The sequence below is a fragment of the Streptomyces sp. 7N604 genome (assembly GCF_052245475.1).
Lineage (GTDB): Bacteria > Actinomycetota > Actinomycetes > Streptomycetales > Streptomycetaceae > Streptomyces.
In genome coordinates this window covers 31,855-47,092 of sequence record NZ_JBQQBX010000023.1, presented here as the reverse complement: position 1 = coordinate 47,092, position 15,238 = coordinate 31,855, and the positions used below count along the sequence as shown (strand labels likewise).

Sequence of the window (15,238 nt, the reverse complement as noted above, 5' to 3'; positions counted from 1 at the left end):
ATTGAAACTTCCGCGAGATATCGGCAGGGCCATGGGACGAAACCTTCAAAGCGGGAAACGGCTCAGGCCGATTGACCTGGCGCGCGGGCATGGTCTGTCCACGCAGGCGATCAGGAACTACGAGGAAGCCGGCATCCTTCCGGCCGCCGATCGCACACCCCACGGCTACCGCACCTACACCCCGCTCCACGCACGGGCCCTGCGCGCGTTCCTTGCCCTGGTGCCCGGCCACGGCCACCGGACGGCGACGGCGATCATGCGGGCGGTGAACCAGGGCGTGGCCGAGGAGGCGTTCCGCCTCATCGACGAGAGCCATTTCCAGCTCCTCGACGACCGCCGGACCCTCCAGGCCGTGGAGAGCGCCCTCCGGGACCTGGTGCCCACCACGGCGTCCGAACCCGACGCGGCGGTGTCCGGGCCCAGCGGCACGTTCATCGGGACGCTGGCGGGGCAGCTCGGGATCCGACCCGCGACGCTGCGCAAATGGGAGCGCGCCGGGCTGGTGCGCCCGCGCCGCGACCCACGAACCGGGTACCGCGTCTACGACGAGGCCGACGTACGAGACGCCCGGCTGGCCCACCAGCTCAGGCGGGGCGGCTACCTGCTGCGGCAGATCGCCCCGCTGATCGCCCAAGTGCGGGCAGCGGGCGGACTGGAGCCGCTGGAGGCCGCACTGGGCGACTGGCGCCGCCGGCTGTCCGCCCGCGGGAGGGCGATGCTGACCGGGGCCGCCGAGCTGGAGGCATACCTCCGCGACCGCGGATGAGACTTCGGTCGCCAGCCGAAGAGAACACGGGGCATCAACCGGTTCCGTCCCCGGCTGACCCGTCCGCCGATGCCGGCCTGATCCTTACTCCTCACCGACCGCAGCCGGATCACGCACGGCCGCAGGCCACCGGGCGACTACGCCGACGCCACATGGCTGTCGACCCGGCAGCTTCATCTGGCCCGCAGATGATCCAGAAGAAGCGCCCGAGCGGGGCCCGGCGCCCGTGCCCGGGCGTCGGCGGGCGCTAACCGATGATGGTGTTGAGGAAGACGACCAGGGCGAGGAACGCGCCGGCACCGGTGAGTACGGCCTGAGCCCACGGAGCCCCGGCCAGCACGGCCAGGGCTCCGGCCGCTCCCGCGCCGATGACCCCGGAGAGCAGGATCACGGCGGCTCGCAGGGACAGCAGCGGCTCCGGCCCCGACCCGGTCTGACGTTGATCCACCGATGCTCCTCGGAACCGTCTTCCCTGTCTTCCTTGCCTTCCATGAATGCTTACCGATGTCTGAGTATCTTGTACACGGCGTTCGACAAAGTCTGACAACATAGGACGGTGGTCCTCAACTGCACGGCGTGCAGGGGCACTTGGGCCGTAGGTATTTCGAACACTGTCAGAAAGTGTCAGACGGTGCTGTCAGGCAGTGCCTCGAGGGCGGCAGGTCCTCGGTCGTTCTGGAGATTCGGATGGCCCGCATACGCAGACCCGACGTGACGCCCGGGCCCCTGGCCGATCTCCTGGCGGCTCTGCGCTCCCTGCATCTGCGCGGCGGCGAGCCCAGCATGAGGGAGATCGCCAACAGGACGCGGCTGCTGAGCCATGACACGGTCCATCGCGTGCTCACCCGTCCCGAGGTGCCGCGATGGAACTCCCTGGAGCCGGTGGTGACGGCACTCGGCGGGGACGTCGAGCGATTCCGCGACCTCTGGGTGGCGGCCCGCCTCGCCGAGGAGGACGTGCGCAGCGCGCCCCGCGGGGCAGAGCCCCCGTCCCCTGCCTCCGCACCCGGTCACGCCGGACGCGTCGCCCCTCTGCCCCCGACTCGTACCGATGGCCATGGCCCGGCGGCGGTGCCGGTGCAGGACGCCGCTCCGTCGCCCGCCACCGGTGCGCCGGGCGCGGTGCGCGTGATGGTCGTTGACAGCCATCCGCTGTGGCGCCGAGAGGTCACCGCCGAACTGGCAGGCGCGGGTTACGACGTCGTCGCCACGGTCGGCGACGGAGCCGAGGCCTTGCGCCAGGCGCGCGCGGCGGAGCCTGACGTGGTCGTCATGGGGCTCCTGCTGCCGGATATGCCAGGTGCCCGGCTGTGCCATGAACTGACGGTTGGTCAGCTCGCGCCGCGCGTCCTGATCTTCTCGGCCAGCGGCGAACCGACGGATGTGCAGGAAGCCGTGACGTCCGGCGCCTCCGGCTATCTGCTGAAGTCGGCAACGGTCGACGAGCTGGTGGAAGCCGTACGCAGGACGGCCGCGGGTGAGCCGGTGTTCACCCCAGGGCTGGCGGGCCTGGTGCCCGGCGAGCACGGCCGCCCGCCCGCCGCACCGCAACCCGGCGCGGACGGCCCGGCGAACCCGGGCAACCCGCCACAACTCTCCTATCGCGAGACCGAGATCCTGCGCCTGGTCGCCAATGGCCTGACCTACAAGCAGGTCGCGGAGCACTTGTACGTCTCGATCCGCACCGTACAGAACGTGGTGCACCGCATCATGAGCAAGCTGCAGCTGGACAGCCGCATGGAGCTGGTCCGGTACGCCATCGAGCACGGCCTTGATGAAGGCTAGGCCCGTCCGCTCATCCAGCGTGAAGAATCCGGGCAGAGTGCGAGTCACACCGCCGACCGCGGCCGCGACGCAGGGCGGCGCGGTCACCGGGGATTCGTTCGGCGCCCGCGCCACCTGGCATCCGGGGGCACGTGCAGGCGGTGCCGAGCGCGCTTACTCGCCGGCGTGGGCCTTCTGAAGCGCGGCGATGTCGAACTTGACCATCGAGAGCATCGCCTTGGTGGTTCGCGTCGCCTTCACCGGGTCCGGGTCGCTGATCATGTCGATGAGCCCGGAGGGGATGACCTGCCAGGACACGCCGTACTTGTCCTTCAGCCAGCCGCAGGCGACTCCATGGCCACCTTCGGTCAGCTTGTTCCAGTAGTAGTCCAGCTCTTCCTGATCGTCGCAGAAGATCTGGAACGAGATGGCCTCGTTGAACGTGAACTCCGGCCCGCCGTTCAGGGCGACGAACTTCTGGCCGTTGAGCTCGAAGTCGACGGCCAGAACCGAGCCGGCGGGTCCCGGTCCGGCTTCGGTGTAGCGGCCGACCCTTCCGAGCCTGGAGTTCTTGAAGATCGAGGTGTAGTAGTTCGCCGCTTCTTCGGCCTGCCCGTCGAACCACAGGCACGTGGTAAAGCCGTCGGTGGTCATCGGTACCTCCTGCCAGGTGAGCGTGTTCACGAGTACCGACCGATCTCGTGCCGCAAACTCATCGGTCGTCGGCCGGATCGTCGCGGAACCGGGCGCCGCAGGTCCGGCGCGGCGGTGGTCCGGCGCGGCGGTGGTCCGGCGCCGTTATCCGCAGCGCGTGCGGGTGAGGCCGGGGGTCCCGGGGACCTTCAGTTTCTGGCCGGGGCGGAGGCCGGTGGACTTCAGGTGGTTGACCTCGACCAGCTCGTCCACCGTGCTCACGTACCGGCAGGCGAGCTTCGACAGCGTGTCGCCCGGTTTCACCGTGACCGTGTGGTGGAGCCCCAGCTCGGGGAACGGCAGGCACCCGCCCGCGTACGACACGCCTGGCGTCCCGCAGCCGGCCCTGGGCAGGGATGACGGGAGAGACGAGGGGAGGGAGGAGGGGAGGGACTCGGGGAGCGACGAACTGTTCAGACGGTCCGGAGTCGGGTCGGCGGTACCCGGTGTCGGAAGGGCCGGATAGGCCGTTCCGAGACCGGGGGAGGGGTACGCGGGAGGCGTCAGGCCCCAGTCGGCCTGGCTGTCCACCGGGCGGACCGGAGGCACCGACGGCGAACCGTCGCTCCTGAGGTATCCCGAGAGGAAGACCGCGCTGAGCACCACGGTGACGGCGAGGCCTCCAGCGCTGATCTTGCGTTGCCCCCTCGTGGAGCCGTCCGCGGAGCTGGGGGAGCGCCCGGTCTTCCTGGCCGGCACCCGCAGGGCGGATGCGGCTCCGGCCTCGCTCATGGGAACGGCGCCGTTGACGCCGCAGAGGACGAGGTGGAAGCGCAGCTCCGCGATGTCGGAGGGCTGGGCGACTGCCACGCGTACGAGCTCGTACGCAACGGCGGCGTCGGCGTCCAGGGTCACCAGCTTGCCGGGGCCGGTCCACTCGGCACTCCAGGCGGCCTTGCCCGCCGTGACCAGTCCCTGTCCCACCAGGGTCCAGACGGCTGTGAGCAGGCGGTCCTCGCCCAGGTCGCCCCACTGCCGCTCTCCCCAGCGGGTGTCGCGGAGCGCGCCGGCCAGTTCCTCGCCGCGCCCGGATTCCAGCAGGTCGAGCACCCCGCCGAGGGTTGAGCTCGCGGTGCCGATGAGTCCGATCGCCACCCTCAGGTCCTCGATCGCCCGGATCGCCTGGAGTTCGGCCGCATCGTCCACCCAGTCGCGCCACGGCTGCTGCTCCTGACGCCTTTCCGTCCCCCACCGCGACAGCGCCGCCCAGACGGATGCGGGCACGCGGCCCGACTCGCCCAGCAAGGCGAGCGCAGGCGACAGGTCGCGCGCCGCCGGCACATCCGTACGCCGTGCCAGTGCGGCCAGCCGCTCGTCGAGCGGAGGGTGGGAGTCCAGCCGGGATCTGGGCTGTTCGGGGAGGTCGCGCCGCCAGCGGGCGAGCGCCGCTTCGTACGCGGGATCGGTGACCATCAGCCCGAAGGCGCGTAGCGGGTCGTCGGGTACGCGGCCGATCTCCCGCATGGGGTCGAGAAACCTGGTCCTGAAGTCCTCCCAGGCGGCGCCCAGCACATGCACCAAGGACAGCGCTTCGGACGTGGCCTCCTTGCCGACGACCGCCGCCGCGGCCGCGTCGGCCTCGAACTCCTGGCGGCGGCGGATGGCGAAGGACGCCGCGTCGTACAGCCAGGCGTAGGCCGACAGCAGGCGGTACTGGAAGCCCGAGTAGTACGCGATCAGCTTGTTGCCGGCGGCGGCATCCGCGATGCCCTGGAGAGCCGTGTTCAGGGCGGCCGAGCCGCGGTAGACCGTCGCGCCGAACCTGGTGTGGCGGCGCGCGTAGTGCCCCAGTTCATGGCAGAGCACGGCGCGCATCTCATCGGCGCGCAGCCCCGCCAGCAGCGGCACCCCGATATACATCCGGCGCTGCGCCACCCCGAATCCGAACCGCGTCTCCTCGCTCACCGCCGCGTTGACGTCAAGGGTCAGCCGAATGTCTGTCGGCGCGGGGGCGCCGACCCGCTCGGCGAGGTCCGTGACCGCCTCCCACAGCTCGGGAGCCTTCCGCCGGCCGACCCGGACCGAGCCCGGCTGGGCGCCGGGCGAGGCTCCGCCCGCGAAGAGTCCGCGGATCACCGCCAGGATCGCCGGGGTGCTGAAGGCGACGAGATAGAGGGGCGTCGGCGACTGGAGGGGCGCCTCGGAGCTGAACACGACGTACAGCGTGAGCAGCGCGAACGCGACATAGACGAGGACCAGCGTCCAGGCCAGCGCGTAGAAACCGGCCACCAGCGCCAGGGCGAGCAGCGCCCGCAGCGTCGCGGTCACCGCCGGCCGTCCTTCGCCTCGGGCCGCGGCCCGGTCACCGCATTGTGGACGTGTTCGCGGACCTGTCCGGGGACGTGTTGACTCGTACGTGTGCGGATCCGTTCGTGGATGCGCGCCATGGTCTCGCGCTCCGCCGTGAAACCCCCGCGAAGCCAGACCTCCGTCCGGTGCAGGCGCTCGGTCAGCGGATCGCCGCTCTGCCCCGCCGGGGCTTCGGCGAGCCGGGCCCGGAGCACGTCCGTGGAGATCAACTCATCGCGCGCTCGGCCCAGTTCACCGGCTCCGCCGGTTCCCCTGTCCGGCATGCCCAGCACCTTCTTCAGCTTCTTACGGGCCTTGAACAGGCTGGCCGCGACGCCGCCCCGGCTCAGCCCCAGCTCGTCGGCGATGGCCTCCTGCGACATGCCCTGAAGGCAGTGCAGGACCAGGACGGTCCGCTGGCGGCGGGGCAGAGCGGCCAGCGCTGAGAGCACCGCGCGCGCCTCCACTGCCTGTTCCACGCCGGCGGCCGGCGGATGCGGGATGCTGTCCAGCTCCGCGGGCCGCCACCGCGCTTTGCGTCGCGAGACCGCCGATAAGCGCTGCCGTACGATCCGGTACACCCAGGCGTCCGGTGCGTCGTACCCGCGCAACCGCTCCCACCTGCGGAACGCCTCGGCGTACGCCTCCTGCACCGCGTCCTCGGCGTCCTGCCGGTGGCCGCACAGGATGAGGGCCCGGGCCATCATGCTGGGGAAGGAGCGCTCGAAGAAGGCGTCGAAGCCATCAGGGGCCACGGAGCCATCGGCGCCATCGGCGTCATGAGCGCCCTCGATGCCATGAGCGCCGTGAGCGCCATGAGCGCCGTCAGTTCTGGCCGACTCGGTCGTCACCGCATCCCCCTCGCTCCACGCCGCGAGCGCCGCGCCCCGCCCGCATTGCCAGCCGGGCCCGTTCCGGGCCGCTGTGCTCCATGACGACATCGGTGCGCTCCGCGTACAGCGCAAGGGAAAAGATACGCTCCCGCTCCCTGGCCATCAGCCAGAAGAGCACGACTCTGGGTACGGCCGCCGCCACGACGAGAACGACTGCGACGATCATCGGGTCCGACACGTGTGAAGACACCTCCTGCCTCCGCTCGGTTTCGGGTCCACGTGTCCACGTGGTCCACGTGGTCCACACCCGGTAACAGGCTTTCGGCGGTGTTGTGTTCACCTCCGTTCCGGGATTTCCGGCGCACCCTGGCGGGCAGCCGGGTCTAGGCTCAGCCCCATGACCCCCGCCCCCGCCGCCCTGGACGCACTCGGCCGCAGTCCGTACGTCAGCCTCGTCACCTACCGCCGCGACGGCACCCCCGTGCCGACGCCCGTCTGGGCCGTCTCGGACGGCGAGCGGCTCTACGTCTGGACGCGCACCGACTCCGGCAAGGTCAAGCGCATCCGCAACAACCGCCGCGTCACCGTCACCCCATGCGATGCCCGCGGCCGCACCGCCGAAGGGGCGACGGCGGCGGAAGGCGATGCGGAGCTGCTGGACGCCGACGGGCTCCGCCGGGTACGCGGACTGCTCGCCGGCAAGTACGGCTGGCGGTTCCGGATCGTCGACGGTGGCGGCGCGCTCGTACGCCTCGGTAAGCGCCCGCATACAGGCATTGCCGTCATCTTCTGACGCCTCCCCGTGCGACACTCGAAAACTTCCCGTAACACGATCGCGACACCCGCCTAATCCCAGAGGTGTCGAATGCCATCGGGCCCGGAGGTCTCTGCCGCGGGAGAGAGAAGGGGCCGCCGGGCGAGAGGGGTGGGACATGCTGGACCAGCAACTCCCCGACGACGTCGCGGAGTTCGCCGACTATCTGCATCAACTCCTGGGCGCACTCGACCCGGAGGCGGGCTGGTACGGGGTGTTCGCGCAGCGCGACCCCGACGGCATCCGGGCCTGTCTGGAGGGCAGCGAGGTGCTGCCCTGGGACGTCGTGGAATCCCTCTTCCAGGACCTGGCCGTACGGCACGGCACCCCCGTGGCCGACCGCCAGCGCGCCCGCGCCGAGCAGCTGCACCGCGCCTCGGTCGCCGCGTACGACCGGTGGATCGGCGGGCGGGAAGCGCTGCTCGACCGGCTGGACGTCATGCTCAGGGAGAACAGCTACGCGGCGGCGCGCGAGCGCGAGCTGAGCGCGGCGCTGGCCTCCGCCGGGAGCAGGGCAGAGGCCGAGCGCCTCGAGGCGGAGCTGGCCTGGGCCCAGGATGATCGCGAACGCGCGACGGCCCGCTGCGCGGAGCTCCGGGCTCGCCTGGCGACGCTCGAGGACGGCCGTGCGCACGGCCGCCAACACGGCGGCGAGCGGGAACGGGAGCAGGGAAGGGAGCAGGAACGGGAGCAGGGAAAGGACCCGGGGGCCGTCCCGGGGGACCACCGGCCGGGCCAGCCGCGCCCCGACGCCGCCGGCGAAGCCGTGCGCGTGCCGCATCCCCGCGAGGCCCGCCACCACCATGACCACGAAGAAAGCGGGCGCGAGCCCGAACAGCCGTCGCGCGGCGCTCCCGACCCCGGCAGGCCGCCCAAGCGGGCGGTCGCCTCACGGGGCGCCCGGTTCGCGGGGATCGAGGACACCGACAAGGCCGAGCCCGCCGCCGTACCCGCCACCCCCGAGGCCGCGGCTCCGGCACCCGTCAAGCCGCGCGGCGCCCGCTTCGCCGGTGCCTACGAGACGCCGAAGGAGCCCCGCCCGCCCAAAGAACCCCGCGCGCCGAAAGAGCCGCGGGCCGGGAAGCGGGGCGGACGCGACCGCGCGCCCAAGCGGGCGGAGGCCGCGCCGCAGGACTCACCCGACCTCGCGGCCGCCCGCCGCGCCACCGACGAGGCCGTGGAGCGGCTCGCCGCGCTGCGCGCATCGGAGCGTGGCGGCGAGGCGTACGTCGTGCTGTGCGAGGCCGTGGCCGGGCCCGCCGAGCAGCTGCCGCTGCTGGTCGCCGGGCTCGAGCGGTCGGGCCTCGCGGCAGATGTGGCAACGCTGTTGTGGGAGGCGTCCTGCCTGCCGCCCCAGGCCCTGGCAGCCGCGGCCGCCGCGCTCACGGACGGGGACCGCACGGGCGACTGCCGCACCCTGCTGCGCCAGGCGGTGGCCCGGCCCGCCCCGGAGCTCGCCGACGCGCTCATCGCGCTGCGCGACGCGGACCGCACCGACGAGGCCGACACCCTGCTCGACGCGCTGCTCAGGGCCCGTACGCCGGAGGAGGTGGCGCGCGTCGCGGAAGCGGATCCGGAGGCACTCGTGCCAATGGTGCTCGATGCGGCCACGGGCGTCTCGACGCACCGGCAGCGCGACGTCGCGCATGCGATGCGGATCGCGGGACTGCAGGGCGTGCCCGACGTCGTCTGACCGCACCGCTGCGGGACTCCCGGAGCGCCTCGGAAGGCCTTCCCAAAAGCCCCTCCGAAAGCCCCTCCGAAGCCCTCCGAACGCCTTCCGAGCAGCCCCGGACCACCAGGAAGGACGCGCCGAGCAGGGCACGGACCATGTCCGATGTGGCCCGTTGCGGTATGAAACGTGATCGACTCTGCCGCGTAACGGCGATGGTCTTGCCACGGGGTGTGACGGGGCTTACGTTCTCCATCTACGTCCCGCGTCTACGTGCGTAGAGGGTGGGTAGAGGCGGCGTAGTGGCTCTCTGACGTCAGCGGGGGAGCGGGCCCCGCCGCGCCCGCACAGCGTGGGGGTACCACCCAGGCGAAGCTCTGGGGGAGAAGGAGCAGCTCATGGCCAATGTCGTCCGCGCCGCACTGGTCCAGGCGACTTGGACCGGCGATACCGAGTCCATGATCACGAAGCATGAGGAGCACGCCCGGGAGGCGGCCCGCCAGGGCGCCCAGGTGATCGGCTTCCAGGAAGTCTTCAACGCGCCCTATTTCTGCCAGGTCCAGGAGCCTGAGCACTACCGCTGGGCCGAGCCCGTGCCCGAAGGGCCGACCGTACGCCGCATGCAGGCGCTCGCCCGCGAGACCGGCATGGTCGTCGTCGTCCCCGTCTTCGAGGTCGAGCAGTCCGGCTTCTACTACAACACCGCGGTCGTGATCGACGCCGACGGCAGCGTCCTCGGCAAGTACCGCAAGCACCACATCCCCCAGGTCAAGGGCTTCTGGGAGAAGTACTACTTCAAGCCGGGCAATCTGGGCTGGCCCGTTTTCGACACGGCCGTGGGCAAGGTCGGCGTCTACATCTGCTACGACCGCCACTTCCCCGAGGGCTGGCGGGCCCTGGGTCTGGCCGGCGCCCAGCTCGTCTACAACCCCTCCGCCACCTCCCGCGGTCTGTCCGCCTACCTCTGGCAGCTGGAACAGCCCGCGGCCGCCGTCGCCAACGAGTACTTCATCGCCGCCATCAACCGCGTCGGCCAGGAGGAGTACGGCGACAACGACTTCTACGGCACCAGCTACTTCGTCGACCCGCGCGGCCAGTTCGTCGGCGAGGTCGCCAGCGACAAGAAGGAGGAACTCGTCGTACGGGACCTCGACTTCGGCCTGATCGACGAGGTCAGGCAGCAGTGGGCGTTCTACCGGGACCGGCGGCCCGACGCGTACGAGGGGCTGGTGCAGCCGTGACACCGCTTCCCCCGCCCGAATCGCACCCGGCTGTCCCCCGGCCCGAGTCCGGCCCGGCTGTCCCCCCGCCCGACCCCCACCCGGCGCTGATCGGCCGCCACAAGGCCGTGATGCCCGACTGGCTCGCGCTCTACTACCGCGACCCGCTGGAGCTCACCCACGGCGAGGGCCGCCACGTCTGGGACGCCGAAGGGCGCCGCTACCTCGACTTCTTCGGCGGCATCCTCACGACCATGACCGCCCACGCCCTGCCCGAGGTGACCAAGGCCGTCAGCGAGCAGGCGAGCCGCATCATCCACTCCTCCACCCTCTACCTCAACCGCCCCATGGTGGACCTGGCCGAGCGCATCGCCACCCTGTCCGGCATCCCGGACGCGCGGGTCTTCTTCACCACCTCCGGCACCGAGGCCAACGACGCGGCCCTGCTGCTGGCGACCACCTACCGCCGGTCGAACCAGATCCTGGCGCTGCGCAACAGCTACCACGGCCGCTCTTTCTCCACCATCGGCGTCACCGGCAACTCCGCCTGGTCGCCGACCAGCCTGTCCCCGCTCCAGACGCTGTACGTGCACGGCGGCATCCGCACCCGCGGCCCGTACGCGCAGCTGTCCGACGCCCAGTTCATCGAGGCCTGCGTCGCCGACCTCCAGGACATGCTGGCGCAGACGCAGCGCGGCTCGGTCGCCGCGCTGATCGCCGAACCGGTGCAGGGCGTCGGCGGGTTCACCCTCCCGCCCGACGGCCTGTTCGCCGCCTTCCGCGAGGTCCTTCAGGAGCACGGAATCCTGTGGATCTCGGACGAGGTGCAGACCGGCTGGGGCAGGACGGGCGAGCACTTCTGGGGCTGGCAGGCGCACGCCCGGAACGGCCCGCCCGACCTGCTCACCTTCGCCAAGGGCATCGGCAACGGCATGGCCATCGGCGGGGTCGTCGCCCGCGCCGAGGTCATGAACTGCCTCGACGCCAACTCCATCTCCACCTTCGGCGGCAGCCCCGTCACCATGGCCGCGGGCCTGGCCAACCTCTCGTATCTCATCGAGCACGACCTCCAGGGCAACTCCCGCCGCGTCGGCGGGCTGCTCATCGAGCGGCTCCGCGCCGTCGCCGCCGGGTTGCCGGTCGTACGGGAGGTGCGCGGCCGCGGCCTGATGATCGGGATCGAGTTGGTCGACCCCGACGGCGCGCCCTCCGCGCACGCCGCTACCCTCGCGCTCGAGTACGCCCGCGAGGAGGGCGTGCTCATCGGCAAGGGCGGCCGCGAGGGCAACGCGCTGCGCATCGCCCCGCCGATGTCGCTGAGCGTCGCCGAGGCCGAGGAGGGGGCGGCCCTGCTCGAAGCCGCCCTGACGCGTGTGCAGTCCGAGGTCGCGGCGGAGTGGCAGACCTGACGCGCGGGCCGCAGCTCCCTTCCGGCGAGGCCGAGTTGTCCACTCGGGCTTCGCCGGAGCGCGCCCGCTTCACCGTGGAATCGTGAATACTGGCCCATGAGCTGACGCGCGGCACAACGGGGGAGGCGTCCGTGACCGTCGGGCAGAGACCAGTTGTCGAAGAACCGCGGTTAGCCATCCAGCGCCGGTCGTCCTCCCTGTGGTCGCGGCGCCGCTTCCTCGCCGCCTTCCTGCCCCTGTTGGCCGCCGTCCTGACGGGTGTGGCCGTGCTGGGCATCTCGGGAAACATCCTGGTGCCGTTCGAGCACGTCACCACGCTCGAGGGCAAGATGGCGTCCAAGCGGGACTTCTTCGAGGACGAAGAGGTCCAGCGGATCCTGATGAAGTATCACCTGCGGGTCCACACGACCAGTTCGGGGTCGCGTGAGGTGGCCATCCGGGACATCGCCTCGTACGACTTCGTGTTTCCCTCCGGGCAGCCCGCCGGCGACCTGATCACCACGCAGCGCGCGGCGAAGGGCCGGTACGCCAAGGTGCACCGGCCGTTCGTCAGCCCCATCGTGCTCGCCACCTACCGCGAGTACGCCGAGACGCTGCGGGACCGGGGAGTCGCCGCCCCGCAGGGCGGCACCGGTCAGGACCGGCCGCTCTACTACACCCTCGACATGAAGGCCTTCCTCGGGCTGATCGAGGAAGGCCGCAAGTGGGAGGATCTCAAGATCGAGGACCACGGGGTCACCAACGGGAACAAGGTCCTCGCCCAGACGCCGGATGTCTGCGGGACCAACTCGGGGGTCACCTACCTGGCGCTGGTCGCCTTCACCCGCAGCGACGGCGACGTGCCGGACACCGGTAAGGAAGCGGACACCCTCGGCCGGGACATCAAGCCGTTCCTCACCGGGCAGGGCCTGCCGCCCGACGATCTGTTCCGCACCTACACCTCCCCGGAGGGGAAGGGAATAGGCCCCGTGGTGGTGGCGTACGAGCACCAGTACCTCGCCTACCAGGCGCAGTACCAGGCTCACGCGGGGAGGCTGGACGCCGACCGGGTGCTCCTCTACCCCTCGCCCCAGTTCGTGACCCAGCCCCAGTACATCGCGCTCACCCGTGCGGGGGACCGGCTCGGCGAGCTGATCACCCATGACCCCGAACTGCGCAGCCGGGCCATGGAACTGGGCTTCCGGATCCTCGACCCGACCGGGAAGGTCGCAGGCGACCAGCTGACGCGGTTCCTGGAGGAGCGCGAGATCCCGGTCCCCGAGATGGCGGGCGACACCAGGTCGGCCATGCCCAGGCTGGCCCTCCTGGAGCGGATGATCTCCATCGTGGGCGACTGCCCGCCCGCCGTGGCGGAACCGGGGGACCGGGGATGAGGGCAGGGGGGTTGCGCCGGCGCCCGCGGGCCGTCTTCGCGCTGTGCCTGGCATGGATGACGCTGGGCACGGTCCTCACGGCGTGCTCCACGGACGGCCCCGAGACCGCCACCCTGACGGTGCTGGCCAGCCCGGAACTCGCCGACATGCGGCCGCTGTTGGACGACCTCCGGCGCGACACCGGCGTCACGCTGGAGCTCGACTACCGGAGCACCGTGGACGCCAGCACCGCGCTCGCCCCCGGCGACTACCGGCACGACTTCGCCTGGCTGTCCTCCGACCGCTACTTCCAGCTCAAGCTGAAGGAGGCCGGACAGGGCGCGGAACGGCCGCTGGGCACCAGCATCATGAAGTCCCCCGTGGTCATCGGCATGAAGCAGGAGACGGCCGACCGGCTCCGCCGCGGGACGCCCGGCGGCCAGATCTCCTGGGCGGACGCCGCCGACGCCGCGGCCGCCGGGTCGCTGCGCTTCGGCATGGCCGATCCGCGGCACTCCAACAGCGGCCTGGCCACGCTCGTCGGAGTGGCCACCGCGGCCGCGGGTACCGGCGAGGCCCTGCGTCCCGAGGACGTCTCCTGCGACCGGCTGCGCGGCTTCTTCACCGGGCAGCGGCTCACCGCGGACTCGTCCCGGCAGCTGACCGAGTCCTTCGTACGGCGCCAGGACGACCTCGATGCCCTGATCACCTACGAGTCGGAGCTGCTCTCCCTCAACGACAGCGGGAAGCTGCGCCGGCCGCTGGAGATCGTCTACCCGAAGGACGGCATGGTGCTGTCCGACTACCCCCTGCTGCTGCTCGACCCGGCCAGGCGCGCGGCGTACGACAAGGTCGTCGACTGGCTCAAGAGCGAACCCGTCCAGAAGAAGATCATGGAGCGGACGCTGCGCAGGCCGGTCGATCCCGCGCTGCCCCGCACCGCCCGCCTCCGCGACCCCATCGGCAACGCGCTGTACTTCCCGGACGACCAGAAGGTCGTCGACAAGCTTCTCGCCGACTACGGCGATCCCGGGCGGGACCGGCCCGCCCGGGTGGTCTTCCTGCTCGACTTCTCCGGATCGATGAGAGGCGAGCGCATCGCGGACCTGCGCGCCACCTTCGACGGACTCAGCGGGGCCGATGACTCCCGCTCCGGAAAGTTCGTCAGGTTCTACCGGGGCGAGACGCTGACGGTGATGCGGTTCGGCGGGCGCGTGCTCGACGAGCGGAGCCTGACCTACGGCGGGCGGCGTGACCTGGACCGGCTCCGCGGATTCGTGCACCGTGCGGACTTCGACGGCAGCACCGCGATCTGGTCCGCGCTCGACCACGCCTACCGGAAGCTGTCGCGGAGTGTGCGCGACCATCCGGGCGAGCCCGTCTCGATCGTCCTCATGACGGACGGCGAGAACAACGACGGGATCGACCTCGACACGTTCATCCGCCGCTATCAGTCCCTGCCCGCTGCGGCCCGCGCGGTGCGCACGTACACCATCCGCTACGGCGAGGCGGACACCGGGGACCTCGACCGGGCGGCACGGAAAACCGGCGGTCGCATGGTCGACGCCACCGACCGCTCCCTCCTCAACGCTTTCAAGGAGATCCGTGGGTGTGCTCAGTGAAGCGTGGTGGAGCATCTGGTGGCCGTGGATGCTCCTGTGGTCGGCGACCGCGGCCGCCGCGATGGCGCTGGTATACGTGACCGCCACATGGCTGTCCCGCGGCAGGCGCGCCCGGGACCAGAGAGTCACCGACAGCATCTGCTTCTACCTGAACGACGAACTGGTCATGGACCACTACCAGATGCGCGGCTACGCCCCGGCGCTCCGCAAGGAGGTCGAGCTGCGGACCAGTGACAGCAAGAACGCGAACATCCGTGCCGCCGTCTTCGGCGTCGGCGCGGGCGGCGGCAAGCGCGACAGCGTGGAGGTCGTCAGCAAGTACCTGGAGGTGGCCGAGCCCATCTCGGTGATCGGCCTCATCGTGGACGTCCTGGAGCGGAAGGACGCCATCGTCCACGTCGACCTCGTAGGCCGGGCCGTCAGACGGAACAGGGCGCTGGCCGACGAACTGGCCGCCCGTCCGGGACCAGCCGGGCGGGTCAGGGCCGTACGTCTGCAGGACATGGAGCCGTTCGTGCTGATCAGAGGACGGTTCCGGAAGATCGACGAAACCACCGAGAGCACCGTCTTCCTGGCACCGTACGGGGCTCCAGAAGACCCCGAGCACGGCCGCTACCACGTCCGCCTCAGGTGCGCTACGGAGGGTCTGCGCAACGAGGTCCCCGCGGGCCCCTTCCGGGCGCGCTGCTTCGGCAAAGTCGAGAACTGGAACTCCGAGGAAGGGGTCCTTGAAGTGCTGGCTTTCGCCATCTTCCGGTGACCTTCGGCCGCCGGCGGGGTTGGGCCGGGCGGGTCTCCCGGCAC

At 71.1% G+C, this 15,238-nt stretch carries 14 protein-coding genes; 9 read left to right on the top strand and 5 right to left on the bottom strand.

The window, feature by feature from the left end; all coding sequences use genetic code 11:
- Positions 1–31 precede the first annotated feature (31 nt).
- Positions 32–766 (top strand): TioE family transcriptional regulator, encoded by a 735-nt coding sequence (locus ACTWP8_RS24720; RefSeq protein WP_443324320.1) that lies wholly within the window; start codon positions 32–34, stop codon positions 764–766.
- A 247-nt stretch (positions 767–1,013) separates the two neighbouring features.
- Here the strand turns inward: ACTWP8_RS24720 and ACTWP8_RS24715 are convergent, their stop codons facing one another.
- Complete coding sequence (locus ACTWP8_RS24715; RefSeq protein WP_443324319.1) at positions 1,014–1,214, bottom strand: hypothetical protein; 201 nt, start codon at positions 1,212–1,214, stop codon at positions 1,014–1,016.
- Between the two features lie 683 nt (positions 1,215–1,897).
- Here ACTWP8_RS24715 and ACTWP8_RS24710 point away from each other — a divergent pair.
- A complete protein-coding gene (locus tag ACTWP8_RS24710) occupies positions 1,898–2,551 on the top strand; it encodes a response regulator (protein ID WP_443324413.1) in 654 nt (217 codons plus the stop codon).
- A 153-nt stretch (positions 2,552–2,704) separates the two neighbouring features.
- On the opposite strand, the gene ACTWP8_RS24705 is transcribed toward ACTWP8_RS24710, so the two are convergent.
- From ACTWP8_RS24705 to ACTWP8_RS24690, 4 genes are all read right to left on the bottom strand, one after another.
- Positions 2,705–3,184: a VOC family protein gene (locus ACTWP8_RS24705; protein WP_443324318.1), complete on the bottom strand. Its 480-nt coding sequence runs from the start codon at positions 3,182–3,184 to the stop codon at positions 2,705–2,707.
- 144 nt (positions 3,185–3,328) lie between these two features.
- Complete coding sequence (locus ACTWP8_RS24700) at positions 3,329–5,491, bottom strand: M48 family metalloprotease (RefSeq protein WP_443324317.1); 2,163 nt, start codon at positions 5,489–5,491, stop codon at positions 3,329–3,331.
- Entirely contained in the window at positions 5,488–6,267 is a 780-nt protein-coding gene (locus ACTWP8_RS24695; protein ID WP_443324316.1) for an RNA polymerase sigma factor, read from the bottom strand. Before ACTWP8_RS24695 ends, ACTWP8_RS24700 begins: the two co-directional genes overlap by 4 nt.
- A gap of 70 nt (positions 6,268–6,337) precedes the next feature.
- Entirely contained in the window at positions 6,338–6,583 is a 246-nt protein-coding gene (locus ACTWP8_RS24690) for a hypothetical protein (protein WP_443324315.1), read from the bottom strand.
- A gap of 159 nt (positions 6,584–6,742) precedes the next feature.
- Here ACTWP8_RS24690 and ACTWP8_RS24685 point away from each other — a divergent pair, with 159 nt between their 5' ends.
- The 7 genes from ACTWP8_RS24685 to ACTWP8_RS24655 all read left to right on the top strand — a co-directional run bounded on the left by ACTWP8_RS24685 (position 6,743) and on the right by ACTWP8_RS24655 (position 15,194).
- Positions 6,743–7,138: a PPOX class F420-dependent oxidoreductase gene (locus ACTWP8_RS24685; RefSeq protein ID WP_443324314.1), complete on the top strand. Its 396-nt coding sequence runs from the start codon at positions 6,743–6,745 to the stop codon at positions 7,136–7,138.
- Between the two features lie 139 nt (positions 7,139–7,277).
- Positions 7,278–8,852, top strand: a complete 1,575-nt coding sequence (locus ACTWP8_RS24680; RefSeq protein WP_443324313.1) for a hypothetical protein — start codon at positions 7,278–7,280, stop codon at positions 8,850–8,852.
- A gap of 377 nt (positions 8,853–9,229) precedes the next feature.
- Positions 9,230–10,072: a nitrilase-related carbon-nitrogen hydrolase gene (locus ACTWP8_RS24675; protein WP_443324312.1), complete on the top strand. Its 843-nt coding sequence runs from the start codon at positions 9,230–9,232 to the stop codon at positions 10,070–10,072.
- Between the two features lie 110 nt (positions 10,073–10,182).
- Positions 10,183–11,460, top strand: coding sequence for an aspartate aminotransferase family protein (locus ACTWP8_RS24670; RefSeq protein WP_443324412.1), 1,278 nt, complete (start codon positions 10,183–10,185; stop codon positions 11,458–11,460).
- A 131-nt stretch (positions 11,461–11,591) separates the two neighbouring features.
- On the top strand, positions 11,592–12,833 hold the full coding sequence (locus tag ACTWP8_RS24665; protein WP_443324311.1) for a hypothetical protein: 1,242 nt from the start codon (positions 11,592–11,594) through the stop codon (positions 12,831–12,833).
- 56 nt (positions 12,834–12,889) lie between these two features.
- Entirely contained in the window at positions 12,890–14,434 is a 1,545-nt protein-coding gene (locus ACTWP8_RS24660) for a substrate-binding and vWA domain-containing protein (protein WP_443324310.1), read from the top strand.
- On the top strand, positions 14,424–15,194 hold the full coding sequence (locus ACTWP8_RS24655; protein WP_443324309.1) for a hypothetical protein: 771 nt from the start codon (positions 14,424–14,426) through the stop codon (positions 15,192–15,194). The genes ACTWP8_RS24660 and ACTWP8_RS24655 overlap by 11 nt, the downstream gene beginning before the upstream one ends.
- The last annotated feature ends 44 nt before the right edge of the window (positions 15,195–15,238 follow it).

Coding starts and splice junctions, on each gene's coding strand:
- ACTWP8_RS24720 (WP_443324320.1), top strand. CDS start 32: ATGGGACGAAACCTTCAAAGCGGGAAACGGCTCAGGCCGATTGACCTG.
- ACTWP8_RS24710 (WP_443324413.1), top strand. CDS start 1,898: ATGGTCGTTGACAGCCATCCGCTGTGGCGCCGAGAGGTCACCGCCGAA.
- ACTWP8_RS24705 (WP_443324318.1), bottom strand. CDS start 3,184: ATGACCACCGACGGCTTTACCACGTGCCTGTGGTTCGACGGGCAGGCC.
- ACTWP8_RS24685 (WP_443324314.1), top strand. CDS start 6,743: ATGACCCCCGCCCCCGCCGCCCTGGACGCACTCGGCCGCAGTCCGTAC.
- ACTWP8_RS24680 (WP_443324313.1), top strand. CDS start 7,278: ATGCTGGACCAGCAACTCCCCGACGACGTCGCGGAGTTCGCCGACTAT.
- ACTWP8_RS24675 (WP_443324312.1), top strand. CDS start 9,230: ATGGCCAATGTCGTCCGCGCCGCACTGGTCCAGGCGACTTGGACCGGC.
- ACTWP8_RS24670 (WP_443324412.1), top strand. CDS start 10,183: ATGCCCGACTGGCTCGCGCTCTACTACCGCGACCCGCTGGAGCTCACC.
- ACTWP8_RS24660 (WP_443324310.1), top strand. CDS start 12,890: ATGACGCTGGGCACGGTCCTCACGGCGTGCTCCACGGACGGCCCCGAG.